Origin of the sequence: Bradyrhizobium oligotrophicum, from assembly GCF_051168495.1 — a bacterium.
GTDB lineage: Bacteria > Pseudomonadota > Alphaproteobacteria > Rhizobiales > Xanthobacteraceae > Bradyrhizobium > Bradyrhizobium oligotrophicum_A.
Genome location: NZ_JBNPVB010000003.1, coordinates 480,997 through 501,169 on the forward strand (window position 1 = coordinate 480,997; position 20,173 = coordinate 501,169).

The 20,173-nt window shown below is 66.6% G+C and carries 15 protein-coding genes; 5 read left to right on the forward strand and 10 right to left on the reverse strand.

The window, feature by feature from the left end:
• Positions 1 to 107: 107 nt before the first annotated feature.
• Positions 108 to 1,127, reverse strand: a complete 1,020-nt coding sequence (locus ACQR1B_RS08970) for an LLM class flavin-dependent oxidoreductase (RefSeq protein WP_434832242.1) — start codon at positions 1,125 to 1,127, stop codon at positions 108 to 110.
• A 369-nt stretch (positions 1,128 to 1,496) separates the two neighbouring features.
• Here ACQR1B_RS08970 and metF point away from each other — a divergent pair, with 369 nt between their 5' ends.
• The 5 genes from metF to ACQR1B_RS08995 all read left to right on the forward strand — a co-directional run bounded on the left by metF (position 1,497) and on the right by ACQR1B_RS08995 (position 9,455).
• A complete protein-coding gene (gene metF / locus ACQR1B_RS08975) occupies positions 1,497 to 2,414 on the forward strand; it encodes a methylenetetrahydrofolate reductase [NAD(P)H] (RefSeq protein ID WP_434832243.1) in 918 nt (305 codons plus the stop codon).
• Positions 2,414 to 6,280: a methionine synthase gene (metH, locus tag ACQR1B_RS08980; protein ID WP_434832244.1), complete on the forward strand. Its 3,867-nt coding sequence runs from the start codon at positions 2,414 to 2,416 to the stop codon at positions 6,278 to 6,280. Before metF ends, metH begins: the two co-directional genes overlap by 1 nt.
• Before the next feature lie 321 nt (positions 6,281 to 6,601).
• Positions 6,602 to 7,735: an ABC transporter permease gene (locus ACQR1B_RS08985; protein WP_434832245.1), complete on the forward strand. Its 1,134-nt coding sequence runs from the start codon at positions 6,602 to 6,604 to the stop codon at positions 7,733 to 7,735.
• The gene (locus tag ACQR1B_RS08990) at positions 7,732 to 8,451 is read left to right on the forward strand and encodes an ABC transporter ATP-binding protein (RefSeq protein ID WP_434832246.1); all 720 of its coding nucleotides are present in this window, start codon (positions 7,732 to 7,734) and stop codon (positions 8,449 to 8,451) included. Before ACQR1B_RS08985 ends, ACQR1B_RS08990 begins: the two co-directional genes overlap by 4 nt.
• Entirely contained in the window at positions 8,448 to 9,455 is a 1,008-nt protein-coding gene (locus ACQR1B_RS08995) for an HlyD family secretion protein (protein ID WP_434832247.1), read from the forward strand. The genes ACQR1B_RS08990 and ACQR1B_RS08995 overlap by 4 nt, the downstream gene beginning before the upstream one ends.
• A 269-nt stretch (positions 9,456 to 9,724) precedes the next feature.
• Here the strand turns inward: ACQR1B_RS08995 and ACQR1B_RS09000 are convergent, their stop codons facing one another.
• From ACQR1B_RS09000 to pimA, 9 genes are all read right to left on the reverse strand, one after another.
• Positions 9,725 to 10,357 carry a glutathione S-transferase family protein gene (locus ACQR1B_RS09000; protein WP_434832248.1) on the reverse strand — a complete coding sequence of 211 codons (633 nt, stop codon included), beginning with the start codon at positions 10,355 to 10,357 and terminating at the stop codon, positions 9,725 to 9,727.
• A 60-nt stretch (positions 10,358 to 10,417) separates the two neighbouring features.
• Positions 10,418 to 11,011 carry a GNAT family N-acetyltransferase gene (locus ACQR1B_RS09005; RefSeq protein WP_434832249.1) on the reverse strand — a complete coding sequence of 198 codons (594 nt, stop codon included), beginning with the start codon at positions 11,009 to 11,011 and terminating at the stop codon, positions 10,418 to 10,420.
• 82 nt (positions 11,012 to 11,093) lie between these two features.
• Positions 11,094 to 11,555 carry a hypothetical protein gene (locus tag ACQR1B_RS09010; protein WP_434832250.1) on the reverse strand — a complete coding sequence of 154 codons (462 nt, stop codon included), beginning with the start codon at positions 11,553 to 11,555 and terminating at the stop codon, positions 11,094 to 11,096.
• 87 nt (positions 11,556 to 11,642) lie between these two features.
• Positions 11,643 to 13,145, reverse strand: coding sequence for a glycerol kinase GlpK (glpK, locus tag ACQR1B_RS09015; protein WP_434832251.1), 1,503 nt, complete (start codon positions 13,143 to 13,145; stop codon positions 11,643 to 11,645).
• A gap of 394 nt (positions 13,146 to 13,539) precedes the next feature.
• Positions 13,540 to 14,313, reverse strand: coding sequence for an SDR family NAD(P)-dependent oxidoreductase (locus ACQR1B_RS09020; protein ID WP_434832252.1), 774 nt, complete (start codon positions 14,311 to 14,313; stop codon positions 13,540 to 13,542).
• 219 nt (positions 14,314 to 14,532) lie between these two features.
• The gene (pimD, locus tag ACQR1B_RS09025; RefSeq protein WP_434832253.1) at positions 14,533 to 15,675 is read right to left on the reverse strand and encodes a pimeloyl-CoA dehydrogenase small subunit; all 1,143 of its coding nucleotides are present in this window, start codon (positions 15,673 to 15,675) and stop codon (positions 14,533 to 14,535) included.
• Between the two features lie 145 nt (positions 15,676 to 15,820).
• Positions 15,821 to 17,011, reverse strand: a complete 1,191-nt coding sequence (gene pimC, locus ACQR1B_RS09030; protein WP_434832254.1) for a pimeloyl-CoA dehydrogenase large subunit — start codon at positions 17,009 to 17,011, stop codon at positions 15,821 to 15,823.
• Between the two features lie 211 nt (positions 17,012 to 17,222).
• Entirely contained in the window at positions 17,223 to 18,410 is a 1,188-nt protein-coding gene (locus ACQR1B_RS09035) for an acetyl-CoA C-acyltransferase (RefSeq protein WP_434832255.1), read from the reverse strand.
• A 13-nt stretch (positions 18,411 to 18,423) separates the two neighbouring features.
• The gene (gene pimA, locus ACQR1B_RS09040) at positions 18,424 to 20,094 is read right to left on the reverse strand and encodes a dicarboxylate--CoA ligase PimA (RefSeq protein ID WP_434832256.1); all 1,671 of its coding nucleotides are present in this window, start codon (positions 20,092 to 20,094) and stop codon (positions 18,424 to 18,426) included.
• Positions 20,095 to 20,173: the final 79 nt, after the last annotated feature.

The window sequence follows — 20,173 nt, forward strand, 5'->3', positions numbered from 1 at the left end:
CGCGGAGAGTGACGGGCGCAAAACTCAGATCCTCGATCCAGATAGCGGGAAGATGATCATGCTTGTCCCGCCCCCTAAATCCGATCGAGGTCTGCTGACGACTCTGGCTACGCCGCCGCCTGCCGCTCCAGGCCAAAAGCATCCGCGAGCAGGGTGTAGGAGCGCTTGCGGGCCTCGTGGTCGAAGATCGCGGTGATCACCATCAGTTCGTCGGCCTGGCTCGCGGCGATCATCGGGTCGAGCTTGGCGCGCACCGTGGCCGGTGAGCCGACGAACAGCCGCGAGCGGTTGCGGGCGATCGAGGCGCGATCCGCATCTGTATACGGATAGGCCGCGGCCTCCTCCGGGCTCGGCAGCGGCAGGAACTGGCCGCGGTCGCGCCTGAGGCGGTTGAGGTCCATCGACGACGCCAGCCGCTCGGCTTCGGCATCGGTTTCCGCCGTCACCACCGCCACCGCGAGAATCGCATGTGGCTGCGAGCGCCAGCGCGAGGCGGTGAAGTGGGCGCGATAGTTGGTCATCGCGTCGATCGCATCGTGGTTGGCGAAATGATGCGCGAAGGCGAAGCCCATTCCGAGCTGCGCCGACAGCTCGCTGGAATAGTCGCTGGAGCCGAGCAGCCAGATCGGCGGCAGCGGCGCATCGTCAGGCATGGCGATGACGTTGTTGTAGGGATGGCCGGCGGGAAACTCGCGCGTCTCCCACAAGGTCAGTTCGTGCAGCCGCTCCAGGAAATCGTCGCCGTCGCGGCGATCGAGCCGGCTCCTCAACGCATAGGCCGTGGTGCCGTCGGTGCCGGGCGCGCGGCCCAGGCCGAGATCGATCCGGCCGGGGAACAGCGCCTCCAGCATCTTGAAGCGTTCGGCGACCACCAGCGGCGCGTGGTTGGGCAGCATGACGCCGCCGGAGCCGACGCGGATGTGCTTGGTGACGGCAGCGATCTGCCCGATCATGATGTCGGGCGACGGGCTCGCGACCGAAACCAGGCTGTGATGCTCGGCGAGCCAGTAGCGGACATAGCCGAGCTGATCGACATGGCGGGCCAAGTCGATGCTGTTGCGCAGCGCCGCCGACGCCGGCGTGGCGGTGGTCGTGACCGAGAGGTCGAGGACTGAGAGCGGGATCATCGTTTCAACGTAATACCTGCGCGGCACGCCACAATGGGCCAGCCGCGGCGGTGCCCTGCCGGAAACGCAGGGATGGGCAGGAATAGCATTGGGACAAACCAGCTGTATACAATCCTGACGAGGCCTGATCCCACGTCAAAATCCATCGCAAACGACCGCACGATGCTCGTTTGTTATTGATTTATCGAATAATTTTCTGCCCACACAAACAGACAATATCTCAGTTCAAATGCCAATTTTTCCTTATAGTGGGCCAAATCCCATTTACGTTGGGCTGTCACTTGCGACGCACTTCCATTATCTTGGTGCCTCACGGGGCGAGCCCCCTCTTGAGTTGAAATTTACGCGCCATCGGGAACCTGCGTTGCCATGACCGACCTCGCCTCCACCATCACCGACAGCAATTCCGCCATTGGCCGGCCGAGAATTTCGTTCGAATTCTTCCCGCCGAAGTCCGAGGAGATGGACCGGACGCTGTGGAGTTCGATCGAGCGCCTCGCCCCGCTGGAGCCGAGCTTCGTCTCCGTGACCTACGGCGCCGGCGGCTCGACCCGCGAGCGCACCCACGCCACCATCGCGCGCATCCTCAAAGAAACCGCGCTGCTGCCGGCGGCGCATCTGACCTGCGTCGGCGCCTCCCGAGGCGAGATCGACGAGGTCGTCGACCGCTATCATGAGGTCGGCGTCCGCCACATCGTAGCCTTGCGCGGCGATCCGCCCGGCGGCATCGGCACGCCCTATTCCACCCGCGCCGACGGCTACCAGACCTCGCCCGAGCTGATCGAAGGCATCAAGCGGCGGCATCCCGACATCGACGTCATCGTCTCGGCCTATCCGGAGAAGCACCCGGAGAGCCGGGACTTCGACGCCGACATCGACATGCTCCAGGCCAAGGTCGACGCCGGCGCCAGCCGCGCCATCACCCAGGTGTTCTTCGACAACGACCTCTACTTCCGCTACCTCGATCGCGTCCGCGCCCGTGGCATCGAGATCCCGATCGTGCCGGGCATCATGCCGATGCACAATTTCAAGCAGGCGCGCGGCTTCGTCACCCGCGCCGGCACGACGGTGCCGAACTGGCTGGCCGAGAAGTTCGACGGCCTCGACGACGATGCCGAGACCCGCAAGCTGGTCGCGGCCACCGTCGCCGCCGGCCAGGTGCACAAGCTCGCCAAGCATGGCGTCGACACCTTTCATTTCTACACCATGAACCGCGCCGACCTCGTGTTCGCGATCAGCCATCTGCTTGGCATTCGTCCGAAGTCCACCAACAAGGCTGCCGCCTGATGTCCGCTCCCGTGTCCCCCATGCGTACCGCCTTCCTCGCTGCCGCAGCGAAGCGCATCCTGATTCTTGACGGCGCCATGGGCACGATGATCCAGGCGCTGCAGTTCGACGAGGCTGCCTTTCGCAGCGCCCGCTTCAAGGACTTTCATCGCGACCTCCGCGGCAACAACGACCTGTTGATCCTGACCCAGCCCGAGGCGATAGAGGATATTCACGCGCAGTACCTGCGCGCCGGCGCCGACATCGTCGCGACCAACACCTTCTCGGCGACATCGATCGCGCAGGCCGATTACGATCTCTCCGACATCATCTACGAGCTCAACCGCGAGGGCGCGCGGCTCGCGCGCAATGCCGCGACCCGCGTCGCCGCCGAAGACGGCAAGCAGCGCTTCGTCGCCGGTGCCATGGGCCCGACCAACCGCACCGCGTCGATCTCTCCTGACGTCTCCAACCCCGGCTATCGCGCCGTCACCTTCGACGATTTGCGCATCGCCTATGGCGAGCAGGCGCGCGGGCTGCTGGACGGCGGCGCCGACCTCCTGCTGGTCGAGACCATCTTCGATACGCTCAACGCCAAGGCGGCGCTGTATGCGATCGCCGAGCTGTGCGAGGAGCGCGGCATCGACGTGCCCGTGATGATCTCGGGCACCATCACCGACAAGTCCGGCCGCCTGCTCTCCGGCCAGATGCCGGAGGCGTTCTGGAATTCGGTGCGTCATGCCAGGCCGCTGACGATCGGCTTCAACTGCGCGCTCGGCGCCGAGGATCTGCGCGGCCATGTCGCCGACATCGGCCGCGTCGCCGACACCTTGGTCTGCGCCTATCCCAATGCCGGCCTGCCCAACGAGTTCGGCCAATATGACGAGACGCCGGCCTACATGGCGCGGCTGATCGGCGAGTTCGCGTCGGCCGGCCTCGTCAACATCGTCGGCGGCTGCTGCGGCACGACGCCGGACCATATCGCGGCGATCGCCGCCGCCGTCGCTCCGCACAAGCCGCGCGTGGTGCCGGAGATCGCGCCGCGGCTGCGACTGTCGGGCCTGGAGCCGTTCGAGCTGACGCCCGCGATTCCGTTCGTCAATGTCGGCGAGCGCACCAACGTCACCGGCTCGGCCAAATTCCGCAAGCTGATCACCGCCGGCGACTACACCGCCGCGCTGCAGGTCGCGCGCGACCAGGTCGAGAACGGCGCCCAGGTCATCGACGTCAACATGGACGAGGGCCTCTTGGACTCGGAAGCCGCGATGCGGACCTTCCTCAACCTCGTCGCCGCCGAGCCGGACATCGCCCGCGTGCCGGTGATGGTCGATTCCTCGAAATTCCACGTCATCGAGGCCGGCCTGAAATGCGTCCAGGGCAAGCCGGTCGTGAACTCGATCTCGCTCAAGGAAGGCGAGGAGAAATTCATCCACGAGGCCAGGATCGCGCGCCGCCATGGCGCCGCCGTCGTCGTGATGGCGTTCGACGAGACCGGCCAGGCCGACACCTATCAGCGCAAGACCGAGATCTGCGCCCGCGCCTACAAGATCCTGGTCGAGACGGTCGGCTTCCCGCCGGAAGACATCATCTTTGATCCGAATATCTTTGCGATCGCCACCGGACTCGAGGAGCACAATAACTACGGCGTCGACTTCATCGAGGCGACGCGGTGGATCCGCCAGAACCTGCCGCATGCCCACATTTCCGGCGGCGTCTCCAATTTGTCGTTCTCGTTCCGCGGCAATGAGCCGGTGCGCGAGGCGATGCACTCGGTGTTCCTGTATCACGCCATTAAGGCGGGCATGGACATGGGCATCGTCAATGCCGGGCAGATGATCGTCTATGACGACATCGATCCCGAGCTGCGCCAGGTGTGCGAGGACGTCGTCCTCAACCGCGATCCCGGCGCGTCCGAGCGATTGCTCGCGCTGGCGGAGAAATTTCGCGGCCAGGGCAAGCAGACCAAGGAGGCCGACCTCGCCTGGCGCGAATGGCCGGTGGAGAAGCGGCTGTCCCACGCGCTGGTGCACGGGATCACCGAGTTCATCGACGTCGACACCGAGGAGGCGCGCGCCAAGTCGACGCGGTCGCTCGACGTCATCGAGGGCCCGCTGATGGCCGGCATGAACGTGGTCGGCGATCTGTTCGGCGACGGCAAGATGTTTTTGCCGCAGGTGGTGAAGTCGGCGCGCGTGATGAAGCAGGCGGTCGCCTATCTGATGCCGTTCATGGAAGCCGAGAAGGCCGCCAACAAGGGCACGGCCAACGCGCGCTCCAATGCCGGCAAGATCGTGCTGGCCACCGTCAAGGGCGACGTCCACGACATCGGCAAGAACATCGTCGGCATCGTGCTCCAGTGCAACAATTTCGAGGTCATCGATCTCGGCGTCATGGTGCCGGCCGCCAAGATCATCGACACCGCGAAGGCGGAGAATGCCGACATCATCGGCCTCTCCGGCCTGATCACGCCGTCGCTCGACGAGATGGCGTATCTGGCGTCCGAGATGGAGCGCCAGGGCCTCAACGTGCCGCTCTTGATCGGCGGCGCCACGACGAGCCGTGTCCACACCGCCGTGAAGATCGACCCGAACTACCAGGGCGGCCCGGTGGTGCATGTCAACGACGCCAGCCGCGCCGTCGGCGTCGCCTCGTCGCTGCTGTCGGCGGAGCGCAAGGACGCCTATGCGGCCGACATCCGCAGCGAGTATCAGAAGATCGCCGCCGCGCATCTGCGTGGCCAGGCCGACAAGAAGCGGCTGAAGCTCAGCGACGCCCGTGCCAATGCGCCAAAGATCGATTTTGCCAAGGCGAAGCCGGTGAAGCCGACCTTCCTCGGCACCAAGACGTTCGTCGATTACGACCTCGCCGAGCTCGTGCCCTATATCGACTGGACGCCGTTCTTCCAGACCTGGGAGCTGGCCGGCCGCTTCCCGGCCATCCTCGACGACGCCAAGGTCGGCGAGGCCGCGCGCGCGCTGTATGACGACGCGCAGAAAATGCTGACGCGGATCGTCTCCGAGAGGTGGTTCTCGGCGCGCGCCGTGATCGGCTTCTGGCCGGCCAATGCCAAGGGCGACGACATCGTGCTCTATGCCGACGACAGCCGCACCAAGACGGTTGCAACGCTGCACACCTTGCGCCAGCAGCTCGAGAAGCGCGAGGGCCGCTTCAACACGGCGCTGTCCGACTTCGTCGCGCCGCAAGCTTCCGGCGTGCCGGACTATGTCGGCGGTTTCGTCGTGACGGCGGGCCTCGGCGAGGACGTCGTGGCCGACCGCTTCAAGAACGCCAATGACGACTACTCCTCGATCCTGGTGAAGGCGCTGGCCGACCGCCTCGCGGAAGCCTTTGCCGAGCGCCTGCACGCCCGCGTACGACGCGAATTCTGGGCCTATGCGCCGGACGAGACGCTCTCGCCCGACGACCTGATGCTGGAGAAGTATCAGGGCATCCGCCCCGCGCCCGGCTATCCGGCGCAGCCCGATCACACCGAGAAGGCAACGCTGTTCGAACTGCTCGATGCCGAAAACAATGCCGGCGTCACGCTGACCGAGAGCTACGCGATGTGGCCGGGCTCGTCGGTATCGGGGCTCTATTTCGCCTCGCCCGAGAGCTTCTATTTCGGCGTCGGCAAGATCGAGCGCGACCAGGTCGAGGACTACGCGGCGCGCAAGGGCATGACGGTCGCCGAGGTCGAGCGCTGGCTGGCGCCGATCCTGAACTACATCCCGGCACGGGGCGGATCGCAGGCTGACGCTCCGGCACGCGCCGTCGCATCCCCCGCCCCGGCCAACGACGCGGCGCCCGCCGAGCTCGCCAGCCACCCGCCCGGCTGCGCCTGCGCCGTGCATCTCGCCTGGCGCAAGAAGGCTGTGGGCGCCAAATAGCCCGCGCACAGCCCACCCACGGCTGTCGTCCCCGCGAACGCGGGGACCCATACCGCGTGATGTCTCGGCGATCCGCGGTGGCCGAGATCGCGTGCAACGACATCTCCCTGTGGCTATGGGTCCCTGCGTTCGCAGGGACGACACCGGATTTGACGCGCCTTGGCCGGCTAACATGCCGTTCTGCAGCGCCCCCTCCCGTGTCCCCCGCGCCACGGCCGCCCCGAATGACAGACCGCCACACAGCCCCGGCACGCCTCCGGCGTGGACTTGTCCCCCGTAACCGGCTGAAATGGACGCGGGGCGTCCGGGTGGTTTTCGTTCATGTCGTTGCAGTTCAGGCTGGCGTCGCGAAACCTGTTTCATGACAGGCTGCGCTTCATCGCCACGATCATCGGCATCATCTTCTCGATCGTGCTGGTGACCGTGCAGATGGGGCTCTATGTCGGCTTCCGCCTGATGGTCACGACCATGATCGACCATGCCCCGGCCGAGCTGTGGATCATGCCGGTCGGCACCAAATGCTTCGAGGACCCCTCGCTGCTCGACGAGCGGCAGCGGTTCCGGGCGCTGGCGGTTCCCGGTGTGGCGGAGGCGACGCCGCTGGTGATCGGCTACGCGCAATGGCGGCTGCCGCAGGGCACCACGACGCCGGTATTCGTGGTCGGTTCGGAGCTGCGCGGGCTGGGCCTGCATCCCTGGAACGTGGTGGAGGGACGGCTCGACGACCTCACGGTGCCCGGGGCGGTCGCGATCGACCAGACCTATTTCGAGCGGCTCGGCATCACTGGTGTGGAGCAGGCGGCCGAGTTGCGCGACCGCAAGATCCAGGTGATGGCGGTCACCAAGGGCATCCGCTCCTTCACGACCACGCCTTACGTGTTCACCGACGTCGAACGCGCGCGCAGCTTCACCGGCATCGCTCCGAACAAGGCGTCCTATCTGCTGGTGAAGCTGTCGCCCGGCGCCGATCTCGGGACCGTGCAGCAGGCGATGCGCGACAGCCTGGCCAATGTCGAGGTGCTGACGGCGGCCGAGTTCGCCGGCCGCAGCCGGTCGTTCTGGCTGTTCGGCACCGGCGCGGGGGCGGCGCTGTTCGCGGGCGCCCTGCTCGGCCTCATCGTCGGCACCGTGATCGTGGCGCAGACGCTGTATTCGAGCACCAAGGATCACATCAACGAGTTCGCGACCCTGCGCGCGATCGGATCGTCCAGCCGCTACATCTACACGGTCATCATCTGGCAGGCGCTGCTCAGCGCGGTCGTCGGGTTTGCCGGCGCCGCAGGCATCGGCAAGATCGTGGCGGCGGCGACGGCGGAATCGGCGCTCCCGGTCATCATGACGCCGGCGCTGACGGTCGCGCTGTTCGCGCTGACGGTGACGATGTGCGTGGGCTCGGCGATCGCAGCGATCGTCAAGGTGATGCGCATCGATCCGGCCATGGTGTTCTCGCGATGACCGACACCGTGCTCGAGGCCATCGATCTCGTGCATCACCTCGGCCAGGGCGCGGGGCGGGTGCAGGCGCTGAAGGGCGTCAGCCTGTCATTGAAGGGTGGCGAGCTGGTGCTGCTGATGGGTCCCTCCGGCAGCGGCAAGACCACGCTGCTGTCGATCCTCGGCTGCCTGATGACGCCCGATGCCGGCACGGTGAAGGTCGGCGGCGAGGCCGTCGCCAATCTCGATCCGGAGGCGCTGGCGCAGCTAAGGCGCGAGCGCATCGGCTTCATCTTCCAGTCCTATCATCTGTTCCCGACGCTCAATGCCCAGGACAATGTGCGGCTCGCGCTCGATGTGCGCGGCGAGCGCGCGCGGACGGCGAAGACCGCGGCGCGCGAGGTGCTGGCCACGGTTGGCCTCGGTCACAAGGGCAAGTCGTATCCGCGCGAGCTGTCGGGCGGTGAGCAGCAGCGCGTGGCGATCGCCCGCGCCATCGTCGGCAAGGCCCAGGTCATTCTCGCCGACGAGCCGACCGGCGCGCTCGACACCGCCAACGGCCAGGCGGTGATGACGCTGCTTGCCGAGATCGCCAAGGATCCGTCGCGCGCGGTGCTGGTCGTGACCCACGATCCGCGCATCCTGCCGTTTGCCGACCGCGTCATTCACATCGAGGACGGCCGCATCATCAGCGACGAGAGCGGCAGCGGCGCAATGAAGAAGGTCTTGCAGGCATGACCCGCTGGAGAACAAGGATAGCTGGAGCGATCACGCTGACGGCGGTGCTCGCGATCCCGTTCACCGTCGATGCGCCGGCGCGCGCCGCCAACGCTCAGGAGGAGCGCTGGCTGGCAGTGGCGCCGGGCCGGGTCGAGCCGGTGTCCGGCCTCATGAAGCTCGGCGCGCCCGTGGTCGGCCTGATCCAGGAGGTGCTGGTCAAGCAGGGTGAGACGGTGTTCGCCGGCCAGGCGCTGGTGCGGCTCGCCGATGCCGAGGCCCGCGCGCAGCTCGCCAGCGCCGAGGCGCAGGCGGCGATGCGCAAGCGCGTGCGCAACAAGGAAACGACGCCGTCCGGCGCCGGCCCGCGGCGCCGCGCCGAGGATGGCCTGGCTGACGCGCAGGCGGCCGTGTTCGACGCGCGCGCTGCGCTCGACAAGGCGGTCGCCGAGCGGCGCGCCGGGCGCGGCGCCGATGCCGATATCGAGACCGCGCGCACGCAGCTGACGAGTGCACAGGCCAAGGCCGACCAGCAGGCCGATGAGTTGCGCAAGGTCACCACTGATGCACCGCTGCCGATCAGCGCCGAGGGCCAGCTCAACGTCGCGCGCAGCGAGCTGCAGGGCGCGCGCGCCACGCTCGACAAGCTCACCCTCCGCGCGCCGCTCGACGGCACGGTGCTGCAGGTCAATGCGCGCCCCGGCGAGATCGCCTCGCCGCAAGCGACGCAGCCGCTGGTGCTGCTCGGCGATACGTCGTCCTTACGCGTGCGCGCCGAGCTCGACCAGCGCGACTTCGACAAGATCAAGCCCGGCCAGCAGGCCGTGGTCCGCTCCGACGCCTTCCGCGGCCGCGACATCGCCGGCAAGGTGGCCTCCGTCGCGCCGCTGGTGGAGAGCAGCCGTACGGCGGCCCTCAGCCAGCGCAACATGACCGATGTCGACGTCGTCGAGGTGCTGGTCGATCTCGCCGAGCCGGGCCCGTTCGCGGTCGGCATGAAGGTCGATGTGTATTTCAGACCGTGACGACCGGCGGCGTTCGACGATCGCCGCGCGCCCCGCTGAGCTGCACATTGTCGTCCGGTCAGATGAGTTGCCCCCTCCGCTCGCCGCAGGCCCGGTGCACCTCGCCCCGCTTGCGGGGAGAGGTCGGATCGCATCGAAGATGCAATCCGGGTGAGGGGGACTCTCCGCACGGCCGGTGCGCGTGGCTGCCCCTCACCCCAACCCTCTCCCCGTGAAGAACGGGGAGAGGGAGCGCAGTGTCAGTGTGGCGCGAGATACGTCCAACAAACTCAATCCCCGCTCGGCGGGGCCAGGGGCTGGACGATCTCCTGGAATGGCGGCAACGCCTCGCACTTTGCGGCATGCGCAGCCAACGCCGGATAACGCGTGTCGTCGAACAGATGCGAATGCGCCTCTGATGTGAAGCGCAGCACGCAGGTGACGGCGACGTCGGCATGGCCGATCTGATCGCCGTACCAGTACTCCGTCGCAACAGCCGCGCGCTCGGCTTCGAGCATCGCCAGCACGCCGGTGATCTGGGTCTCGCAGCGCGCGACCCACAGCTCAAGCCGGTCCTTGCGCAGCACGCGCTCGTAAATCAGGCTGACGGCCTTGTCGCCGAGCCCGGTGGCGAGCGCGATCGTATGCAGCTGTTTCCGCCGCAGCGCCCCGCGCGACGCCAGCATGGCGCGCTCGGGCCCGACGGTCTCGTCGAGATGATCGAGGATCGCCACCGAATCGATCAGCGCCTCGCCATCGTCGAGCACCAGCACCGGCACGCGCAGCAGCGGATTATACGGCGCGATCTTGTCGGCATCGCCGAAGGTCGACCACGGCTTGTGCTCGAACGGCAGGCCGTAGAGCCGCAGCGCGATTGCGGTCCGGCGGACGAAGGGCGAGTCGTATTGGCCGATCAGGAACATGAGGCATCCTCCCGTACGGCGTATTGAAGCGTCGTTTGGCGCCGTTGTCAGCCGGGAAGTTCAGGCCAGAAGCGGCACATGCGGAGCGACGTCGCGCGGCAGGGTGCCGTCGAGGCGCGGATCCGGGGCAATCTCGATCTGGCGGCGGTAGGGACGAAAGCCGGAGCGCTGGTAGAACGCCAGCGCGCGCGGATGATCGAAGCTGCAGGTGTGGACCCAGAGCCGCGTGAGCGGCTGCGCCCAGGCGCGGCGCAGCGCGTGGTTCATCAGCAACCGTCCGGCGCCGGTGCCGATCAGCTTGGCCGTGACGCCGAACAGCACCAGCTCGCAATCGGTCTTCTTGCGGAAGTCGAGCTCCAGCAGCGCCTCGTCGCCGCCGGCATGCTCCAGCGTGTAGATCTCGACGCCGGTTGTGCGGATGGCGGCGGCGAGCTCGGCGTCGCTCATCCGAAGACGCTGCGACCACAGCCATTCCGACCCGACGCGCGCATAGAGGTCGCGGTACCAATCGAGATCCGGCTGCGCGACGCGCCGGATGGTCCCGTCGGCGGCCGGATCTGGCGGCAGCACCGGCGGCGCCAGCATTTCCAGCGAGGTCACGACGGCAGCGATCTTGCCGGGCGGGATGTCGACATAACCATCCGGAATGGTCATCTGCTCATGTCTTCTAGTGATGAGGAAGGAGATTCTGGGATGAACGGCGGCCGCTGTGAGCGACCGAACGACGAACATTCCGTCAAAGGCACGGATTCATGACCGGTTCGCGCGGCTTTGCGAGAAGCTTCTTCACCGAGGCCCGGAGTGCGTCAGGCGCGATGCTGCGGAAGCGCTCGAGATCAGGCCTTTGGCAGAAAGCCTGCAAACCCGCTCGCTGCCCCTGAGCGAGATCGGCCGCAGCAGCGCGGCGCTTGAATTCGTCCAACATCGTCGGGGTCGGCTTCAGCGACGAGTTCGCCAGGATGAATTCATCGATGGCGCCCACTGCTTCGTCGATTGCATCGTCCGTGGGTCGGCGAGGCAGCTTGCATATCGCCGTTTCGGCCTGGATCGACAGGTAGATCGACCAGGCACACAGGACGGCGCCGTCGCCAGATTGATCAAACTCGAACTGCTTCGCACCCAGCACCATTCTTTCCTCGCCGCGCGACGGCGCGGCAAGTGCACACATCCCCGCCACGATGATGAGCGTGTGCCGCATCAAGCGTCCGAGTCGAGCGACCGAAAGCTCCGTCTTGCCGGTCCCGACGCCATGAGCCGGTGCATGAGAGCAGGATCCCATGGCGCTCTACTCACCCTCGTCGCTCGCCAGCACGCCTTTCACCGCGCGGGCCCAGCCGGCGAGCTTGCGCTGGCGGGTCGCGGCGCTCATCGCCGGCCGGAAGCGGTGCTCCAGGCGCCAATTGTCGGCGAACTTTTCCGGCTCGGGATAGACGCCGGCGTGGAGGCCGGCGAGATAGGCGGCGCCGAGTGCGGTGGTCTCCTGGATCATCGGGCGGTCGACCGGCGCGTCCAGGAGATCGGCGAGGCGCTGCATGGTCCAGTCGGAGGCGGTCATGCCGCCGTCGACGCGTAGCACGATGGTGGCGGCCGAGGCATCCGGCCAGTCGGCGCGCATCGCCGCCCACAGATCGTAGGTCTGGTAGCAGACGCTCTCCAGCGTCGCGTGCGCAAGCTCAGCCGGGCCGGTGTTGCGGGTCAGGCCGAACAGCGCGCCGCGCACGCGCGGATTCCAGTAGGGTGCGCCCAAGCCGACGAAGGCCGGCACCAGATAGACCGACTGCATCGAATCGGATTTGTCGGCGAGCGGGCCGGTCTCGGCGGCGTGCTTGATGATGCCGAGCCCGTCGCGCAGCCACTGCACGGCGGAGCCGGCGACGAAGATCGAGCCTTCGAGCGCATAGGTGCGCTGGCCGTTCAGCTGATAGGCGATGGTCGTCAGCAGCTTGTTGTTCGACTTCACCGGCGTGGCGCCGGTGTTGAGCAGCGCGAAGCAGCCGGTGCCGTAGGTCGACTTCATCATGCCCGGCGTGAAGCAGGCTTGGCCGATGGTCGCGGCCTGCTGGTCGCCGGCGATGCCTGCGACCTTGATCGGGCCGCCGAACAGACCGGGCGTGGTGGTGCCGAAATCGGCCGAGGAATCCTTCACCTCCGGCAGCATCGAGCGCGGCACGCGCAGCAGCTTCAGCAGCGTCTCGTCCCACTGCCCGGTGTGGATGTTGAACAGCAGCGTGCGCGAGGCGTTGGTGGCGTCGGTGGCGTGCACCTTGCCGCCGGTGAGACGCCACAGCAGATAGCAGTCGACGGTGCCGAACATCAGTTCGCCACGCTCGGCGCGCTCGCGCGCGCCCGGCACGTGATCGAGGATCCAGGCCACTTTGGTGCCGGAGAAATAGGGATCGATGATCAGGCCGGTTCTGGCGCTGACATCCGGCTCATGGCCCTCGGCCTTGAGCTTCGCGCAGATGTCGGCGGTGCGGCGGTCCTGCCAGACGATGGCGCGGTGGACGGCCTGGCCGGTGGCGCGGTCCCACACCACGGTGGTCTCGCGCTGGTTGGTGATGCCGATCGCGGCGATGTCGTTTGCCGACAGCCCCGCCTTCTCCAGCGCGTCGCGGCAGGTCATCACCGTCGAGGTCCAGATGTCCTCCGGCTCGTGCTCGACCCAGCCCGACGCCGGGAAATGCTGCGGGAATTCCTGCTGCGCCACGGCGGCGATCGAGATGTCGGAGCGGAACACGATCGCGCGCGAGGATGTGGTGCCCTGATCGATGGCCAGCACGAAGGACATGGGGTTTCTTCCCGAAGAGGTTGACGACGTTGGGGCGACAAGCAAGCGGATTGGCGGGGGAAGGTCAAGCAGGTTGCGACACGCGTCTTCCCGCTGCCCTTTCAGAAAACTCCGTGACCGATCCGGAGGACGTCGATTGCGCCGTGCATAGTCGCGTTCGGGCTATATATTTAGGGTCCAAAGCGGTGCCAGTAATTGCGCCCTCTCCCCTTGTGGGAGAGGGCAGCGCGACGCCCGCCTCACACTGGCTCGGGTGAGGGGTTCGTGCCGCAAATCACGGCCCGAGTTTGCGGAGAGAGACCCCTCATCCGGTTTCTCACTTCGTGAGAAACCACCCTCTCCCACAAGGGGAGAGGGTGCAGCCGTCGTAGGGATAGATGCTTATACTGCCTAACTACACCGCCGCCGTGGTCACACCGCCATCCACGACGATCGTCTGCCCCGTCATGAAGGTCGACGCATCCGACGCCAGGTACGCCACGGCGCCGGCGATCTCGTGCGGTTCGCCGATGCGGCGGAGCGGCGTGGTGGCGCAGCGCTGCTTGAGGCGGGCTTCGTCCTCCCACAGTGCGCGGGCGAAATCGGTCTTGATCAGGCCGGGCGCGACGCAATTGATGCGCACGCCCTGCGGGCCCCATTCGCCGGCGAGGCTGCGGCACAGCGAAAAATCGGCGGCCTTGGAGATGCCGTAGGCGCCGATCACCGTCGAGCCGCGCAGGCCGCCGATCGAGGACACGATGATGACCGAGCCTTTGCCCCGGATGGCCATCGGCGGGATCGCCCTGGCGCAGAGCCAGAGATTGCTCTTGATGTTGGAGGCCATGATCTTGTCGAAGGCCTCGTCGGTGATGTCGAGCAGCGGGCCGTAATAGGGATTGACCGCGGCGTTGCAGACGAGGATGTCGACCTGGCCGTAATGCTTCACTGCGCCGTCAATCAGGGCGTCGACCTCCGCGCGGCGCGAGATGTTGCAGGCAATGACATGCGCATCGCCACCATTGGCGCGGATGCCGCGCGCGACCTCCTCGCAAGCGTCCGCCTTGCGGCTGGAGATCACCACCTTGGCGCCGAGTTGCGCCAGCAACTCAGCGCAGGCGCGGCCGATGCCGCGGCTGGAGCCGGTGATGACGGCGACCTGGCCGGCGAGGTTGAAGGGATTGGGGGTCATATTCTGCTCCTCCGCAGCGGCCTCGTAGCCCGGATGAGCGCAGCGACATCCGGGATCTCACGAGCTGCCGAGATGAACCCGGATGTCGCTGCGCTCATCCGGGCTACGAAATCTCGCTCCGCCGTCATTGCGAGCGAAGCGAAGCAATCCAGGGCCTCACGCGCGACCCTGGATTGCTTCGTCGCTTCGCTCCTCGCAATGACGGAGGAACTTGTCGACCTAGATCAACCCTCCCGCCTCGCTGACGCGGCGCATGTGGTAGTCGGTGTCGCCGAAGGTGTTCTCGATCATCGTCAGCCGCTTGAAGTAGTGGCCGATCTTGGTCTCCATGGTCATGCCGATGCCGCCATGGAGCTGGATCGCCTGCTGCCCGACATATTTGCCGGACTTGCCGATCTGCACCTTCGCCGCCGCGATCGAGGTGGCGCGCTCCTTGGCGTCGTCGAACTCGGCGGCCATGGTGGCGAACATCGACATCGAGCGGGCCTGTTCCAGCGCCACGAACATGTCGGAGGCACGGTGCTGCAGCGATTGGAACGAGCCGATCGCGACGCCGAACTGCTTGCGCGTCTTGATGTACTCGACCGTGGTCTTGAGCGACTCGTCCATCAGTCCGACGGCTTCCGCGCACAGCGCGATGCGGGCCTCGTCGACGACGCGCTCGATCAACGGCAGGGCATTCGCGGGATCGCCGATCACGCTGTCAGCGCCGACCTCGACGCCGGTGAAGGTGATGTCGGCGGCATGCAGGCCGTCCTGGGTCGGATAGCCCTTGCGGGTGACGCCCTTCGCATCCGCCGGCACGATGAACACGCCGATGCCGGACTTGTCGCGCTGGCCGCCTGACGTGCGCGCGGTCACGATCAGGGTGTCGGCATTCTCGCCGTTGAGCACGACGAACTTCTCGCCATCGATGACGTAGCCATCGCCCTTCTTCTTGGCCGAGGTCGCAACGTCGAAAAGATCGTAGCGCGACTGCTTTTCGAGCTGGGCGAAAGCGAACGTCTTGCTGCCGTCGATGATGCCGGGAAGGTGCGCCGCCTTCTGCGCCGCCGATCCGCCATGGCGGAGGAAGCCGCCTGACAGCACCACGGTCGCCAGATACGGCTCGAGCACCAGCGCGCGGCCCATCGCCTCCATCACGATCATGGTCTCGACGCCGCCGGCGCCGAAGCCGCCATCGTCCTCGGAGAACGGCAGCCCGAGCAGGCCCTGCTCGGCGAGCTTGGACCACATCGCCCGGCTCCAGCCGCCCTTCTCCTTCATGTAGGTCTTGCGCTTGTCGAAATCATAGGCATCCGCCAGCAGGCCGTCGATGCTGTCCTTGAGGAGGCGCTGCTCCTCGGTGAGATCAAAATCCATTGGTTGACTCTCCAGTATCCCCATTCTCCGTCATGCCCGCGCTCGTCGCGGGCATCCACGTCGTGCCCGCCCGGGGCTGCGCGTGGATGGCCGGGTCAAGCCCGGCCATGACGGTGTGCGTTGTCGAGGCGCTGCGGCTCACACGTCAGAGCCCCAGCACCGCCTTGGCGATGATGTTGCGCTGGATCTCGTTGGAGCCGCCATAGATCGAGACCTTGCGGTTGTTGAAGTAGCTCGGCGCGATCTGGGCGGTCCAATCCATGGTCTCGTTGCTGTCGTCGTCGCCATGGACGTCGTAGGGCGCGGCGAACGGGCCGATCACCTCCATCAGCAGCTCGGTCGTGGTCTGCTGGATCTCGGAGCCCTTGATCTTCAGCACCGAGGAGGCCGGATTGGGCTTGCCCTTGCCGTGCTTGCCTTCGTCGGCGACCACGCGCAGCTGCGTCAGCTCCAGCGCCTTCAGCTCGACCTCGCACGCCGTGAGCTTCTCGCGGAACGACGGGTCTTCCAGCACCGGACGACCGCCGGCTTCGATCTTGCCGGCAAGCTCCTTGATGCGGCGGATGCGCTCCTTGGAGACGCCGACGCGGGCAATCCCGGTGCGCTCATTGCCGAGCAGGAATTTGGCGTAGTCCCAGCCCTTGTTCTCCTCGCCGATCAGGTTCTCGTAGGGCACCTCGACATCGTCGAAGAACACCTCGTTGACCTCGTGGCCGCCGTCGATGGTCTGGATCGGGCGCACGGTGACGCCCTTCGACTTCATGTCGAACACGATGAAGGAGATGCCCATCTGCTTCTTGGCCGCGGGATCGGTGCGGCACAGGCAGAAGATCATGTCGGCGTGCTGGGCAAGCGTCGTCCAGGTCTTCTGGCCGTTGATGATCCACTTGTCGCCGCGGCGCTCGGCCTTGGTCTTCAGCGAAGCAAGGTCGGAGCCCGAGCCCGGCTCGGAGAAGCCCTGGCACCACCAATCGTCGACATTGGCGATACGCGGCAGATACTTCTTCTTCTGCGCCTCGTTGCCGAAGGTGTAGATGACCGGGCCGACCATGCTGACGCCGAAGGCGAGCGGCTGCGGCGCCGGATAGGCCTGCAGCTCCTCGTTGAAGATGTAGTGCTGCACCGAGGTCCAGCCGGTGCCGCCATATTCCTCCGGCCAGTGCGAGACGCCCCAGCCCTTGTTGTTGAGGATGCGCCACCAGGTCACCATCTCGTCCTTCGACAGATGACGGCCCTCGATCATTTTCCGGCGCGTCTCCGCGGGCACGTTGTCCCTGAAGAACTGCCGCACTTCCTCGCGGAACGCCTGCTCTTCTTTCGTGAATGCAAGATCCATCGGATCCTCCCGTGTGTCGTGTGGTCCTGTTAGTTCGTCTAAGTCCGTCGTCGTCCCGGCGAAAGCCGGGACCCATAACCACCGGCGGACGTCTTGGAAGCACAGGCATCTGCCATCATGCCTCAAGCGACATCACGCGGTATGGGTCCCGGATCTGCGCCCGCGAGCGCTATCGCGCTCGCAGGCTTGTCCGGGACGACAGCTGTGGTTGTTACTGCAGCACTTCGAACAGGCCCGCGGCGCCCATGCCGCCGCCGACGCACATGGTGACCACGGCATACTTCGCCTTGCGGCGGCGGCCTTCGATCAGGGCGTGACCGGTCAGGCGTGCGCCCGACATGCCGTAGGGATGGCCGACCGAGATGGCGCCGCCATTGACGTTGATCTTGTCGGGATCGATGCCGAGCTTGTCGCGGCAATACAGCACCTGCACCGCGAACGCCTCGTTGAGCTCCCACAGGCCGATGTCGTCGACGGTGAGGCCGTGGCGCTTGAGCAGACGCGGCACCGCGAACACCGGGCCGATGCCCATCTCGTCGGGCTCACAGCCATGCGAGACGAAGCCGCGGAAGATGCCGAGCGGCTGCAGACCGCGCTTGGCGGCATTGGCATCGCTCATGATGACGCAGGCCGAGGCGCCGTCGGACAGCTGGCTGGCGTTGCCGGCGGTGATCGAGAAACCGTCGCCGCGCACGGCCTTGAGGCCCGCGAGGCCTTCAGCCGTCGTTTCGGGGCGCGGACCCTCGTCCTGAGACAGCGTGATGTCCTTGAACGAGATGTTACCGGTGGCCTTGTCCGTGACCGCCATCTTGGTCGAGATCGGCGCCAGCTCGTCGTTGAACTTGCCGCCCTGCTGCGCGGCGGCGGTGCGGCGCTGGCTCTCCAGCGCATATTCGTCCTGCCGCTCGCGCGAGATGCCGTAGCGCTTGGCCACGATCTCGGCGGTGTCGATCATCGGCATGTAGACCTCGCCCTTGATCTTGAGCAGCGCCGGATCGGTCGCCTGGAACGCGTTCATCTTGTCGTTCTGGACCAGCGAGATCGATTCGCCGCCGCCGCCGACCGCGATCTCGACGCCGTCGAAGATCACCGAGCGGGCGGCGAGCGCGATCGCCTGCAGGCCGGAGGCGCATTGGCGATCGATCGTGGTGCCGCCGACCGACACCGGCAGGCCGGCACGCAAGAGCGCCTTGCGCGCGATGTTGCCACCGGTCGAGCCCTGCTGCAGGGCTGCGCCCATCACGACGTCCTCGACCTCGGCCGGATCGACCTTGGCGCGCTTGACGGCCTCGCCGATGGCGTGGCCAAGCAGCGTCGCGCCGCCGGTGGCGTTGAGCGCGCCGCGATAGGCCTTGCCGATCGGCGTGCGGGCGGTGGAAACGATGACGGCATCGGTCATGGGCGACCTCCTGTTATGGTTGCTGTTGTTCGACATGAGACGTCGTTGATTGCTGCCGGCGCAATTCATGGCGCGACAATTTGCCGACCGGCGTGCGCGGCAACTCGTCGACGAATTCGACGGCGGCCGGCAGTTCGTGCTTGCCGAGCTTGCCGGTCAGGAAGGCGCGGAGGTCGTCGACCGGGAACGGCCCGAAACCGTCGCGCAGCTTGATGAAGGCCTTGGCGGCCTCGCCGCGATAGGCATCGGGAATACCGATCACGATCACCTCCTGCACCGCAGGATGGGTGTAGATCGCCTGCTCGATCATCTGCGGATAGACGTTGAAGCCGCCGGAGATGATCATGTCCTTCTTGCGGTCGACCAGGAAGAAGAATCCTTCGGCATCGATATAGCCGATGTCGCCGGTCAGGAAATGATCGCCGACGAACGACTGCGCCGTCTCCTCCGCCCTGTTCCAATAGCCGCCGGTGACGTTCGGCCCCTTGATCCGGATTTCGCCGACTTCGTTCACGCCGAGCAGCTTGGCCGGATCCTCCAGCGAGACCACGTCCATCTCGATGCCGGGCAGCGCGATCCCGATCGAGCCGGGCTTGTCCGGGCCGCCCTTGGGATGCGCGGTGCCGGGCGAGCAGGTCTCGGTCATGCCCCAGCCGCTCTTCAGCTTCATGCCGACGCGGCGCTCCAGGATGCGCGCCACCTCGACCGGCAGCGGGGCGCCGCCGGAGCCGACGCTGGCGAGCGAGGACAGGTCGCGCTTGTCGAGATCGGGCAGATTGGCGATCGCGATCCACATCGTCGGCACGCCCGGAAAGTAGGTCGCGCGCTTGACCTCGATGTCGCGCATCACGGCCTCCAGGTCGAAGCGCTGATGCAGCGAAATCAGGTTGCCGAGGCGCAGCGAGGTCAACAGCACCACGGTCAGCGCATAGATGTGGAACAGCGGCAGCACGCAGATCACGCGCTCGGCGCCGTTGCGCCCGGCCCTGGTAGCGCGGCCCCAGATTTCGGAGATCGAGACCGCCGACGTGAGATTGCCGTGCGTCAGCATCGCGCCCTTGGGCAGGCCGGTGGTGCCGCCGGTATATTGCAGCAGCGCGATGTCGTCCGGCGAGATCGCCGGCCATGCCGCCGGCGCGGCGGCGTCCTCGGCGAAGGCACGATGGGTGATGACGGCTGGATTGTCCGGCAGCGCCGTCTGCGGCGTGCCGATCTCGCCCCAATGATCATCCTCGCAGACGATCAGGCGATCGAGCAGGCCCTTCTCCAGAAACTTCAGTGCCGTCGGCAGCAGCGCTGACAGGTTCGACGTCACCAGAATGCGCGCGCCGGAATCCTTGAGCTTGTGCGACAGCGCGATCTCGCCGTCGAGCGGCGACAGGTGCACGACGCGGGCGCCGGCCTTGAGCGCGCCGAAGAAATTGATCGGATGATCCGGGGTATTGCCGAGGAACAGCGCGATCGAGGCGCCCTTGCCGTAGCCGGCGCGCAGGAACGCGGCGGCGGCCTGGTCGACGAACGCCGCGAGCTGCTTGAACGTGATCGGCCGGTCGCGGAATTCGAGCGCGCCGCGATCGCCGAACTCGCTCGCCGCCCGCGCCAGCAGATCCGGCAAGGTGCCGCGCGCAATCGGCGCGTCCCAGCGGACGCCTTCGGGATAGAACTGTTCGCCGGGGTGGGTCATGCGCGTTCGATGTCCGTTGGCGTAAGGAGGCCCCACTGCGTCCGTTCCCTCTCCCCTTGCGGGGGAGGGTCAGGGAGGG

What these genes read in the sequence shown, in the direction of transcription:
- ACQR1B_RS08970 (WP_434832242.1), bottom strand. Translation starts at nt 1,127, where the DNA reads ATGATCCCGCTCTCAGTCCTCGACCTCTCGGTCACGACCACCGCCACG.
- metF (WP_434832243.1), top strand. Translation starts at nt 1,497, where the DNA reads ATGACCGACCTCGCCTCCACCATCACCGACAGCAATTCCGCCATTGGC.
- metH (WP_434832244.1), top strand. Translation starts at nt 2,414, where the DNA reads ATGTCCGCTCCCGTGTCCCCCATGCGTACCGCCTTCCTCGCTGCCGCA.
- ACQR1B_RS08985 (WP_434832245.1), top strand. Translation starts at nt 6,602, where the DNA reads ATGTCGTTGCAGTTCAGGCTGGCGTCGCGAAACCTGTTTCATGACAGG.
- ACQR1B_RS08990 (WP_434832246.1), top strand. Translation starts at nt 7,732, where the DNA reads ATGACCGACACCGTGCTCGAGGCCATCGATCTCGTGCATCACCTCGGC.
- ACQR1B_RS08995 (WP_434832247.1), top strand. Translation starts at nt 8,448, where the DNA reads ATGACCCGCTGGAGAACAAGGATAGCTGGAGCGATCACGCTGACGGCG.
- ACQR1B_RS09000 (WP_434832248.1), bottom strand. Translation starts at nt 10,357, where the DNA reads ATGTTCCTGATCGGCCAATACGACTCGCCCTTCGTCCGCCGGACCGCA.
- ACQR1B_RS09005 (WP_434832249.1), bottom strand. Translation starts at nt 11,011, where the DNA reads ATGACCATTCCGGATGGTTATGTCGACATCCCGCCCGGCAAGATCGCT.
- ACQR1B_RS09010 (WP_434832250.1), bottom strand. Translation starts at nt 11,555, where the DNA reads ATGCGGCACACGCTCATCATCGTGGCGGGGATGTGTGCACTTGCCGCG.
- glpK (WP_434832251.1), bottom strand. Translation starts at nt 13,145, where the DNA reads ATGTCCTTCGTGCTGGCCATCGATCAGGGCACCACATCCTCGCGCGCG.
- ACQR1B_RS09020 (WP_434832252.1), bottom strand. Translation starts at nt 14,313, where the DNA reads ATGACCCCCAATCCCTTCAACCTCGCCGGCCAGGTCGCCGTCATCACC.
- pimD (WP_434832253.1), bottom strand. Translation starts at nt 15,675, where the DNA reads ATGGATTTTGATCTCACCGAGGAGCAGCGCCTCCTCAAGGACAGCATC.
- pimC (WP_434832254.1), bottom strand. Translation starts at nt 17,011, where the DNA reads ATGGATCTTGCATTCACGAAAGAAGAGCAGGCGTTCCGCGAGGAAGTG.
- ACQR1B_RS09035 (WP_434832255.1), bottom strand. Translation starts at nt 18,410, where the DNA reads ATGACCGATGCCGTCATCGTTTCCACCGCCCGCACGCCGATCGGCAAG.
- pimA (WP_434832256.1), bottom strand. Translation starts at nt 20,094, where the DNA reads ATGACCCACCCCGGCGAACAGTTCTATCCCGAAGGCGTCCGCTGGGAC.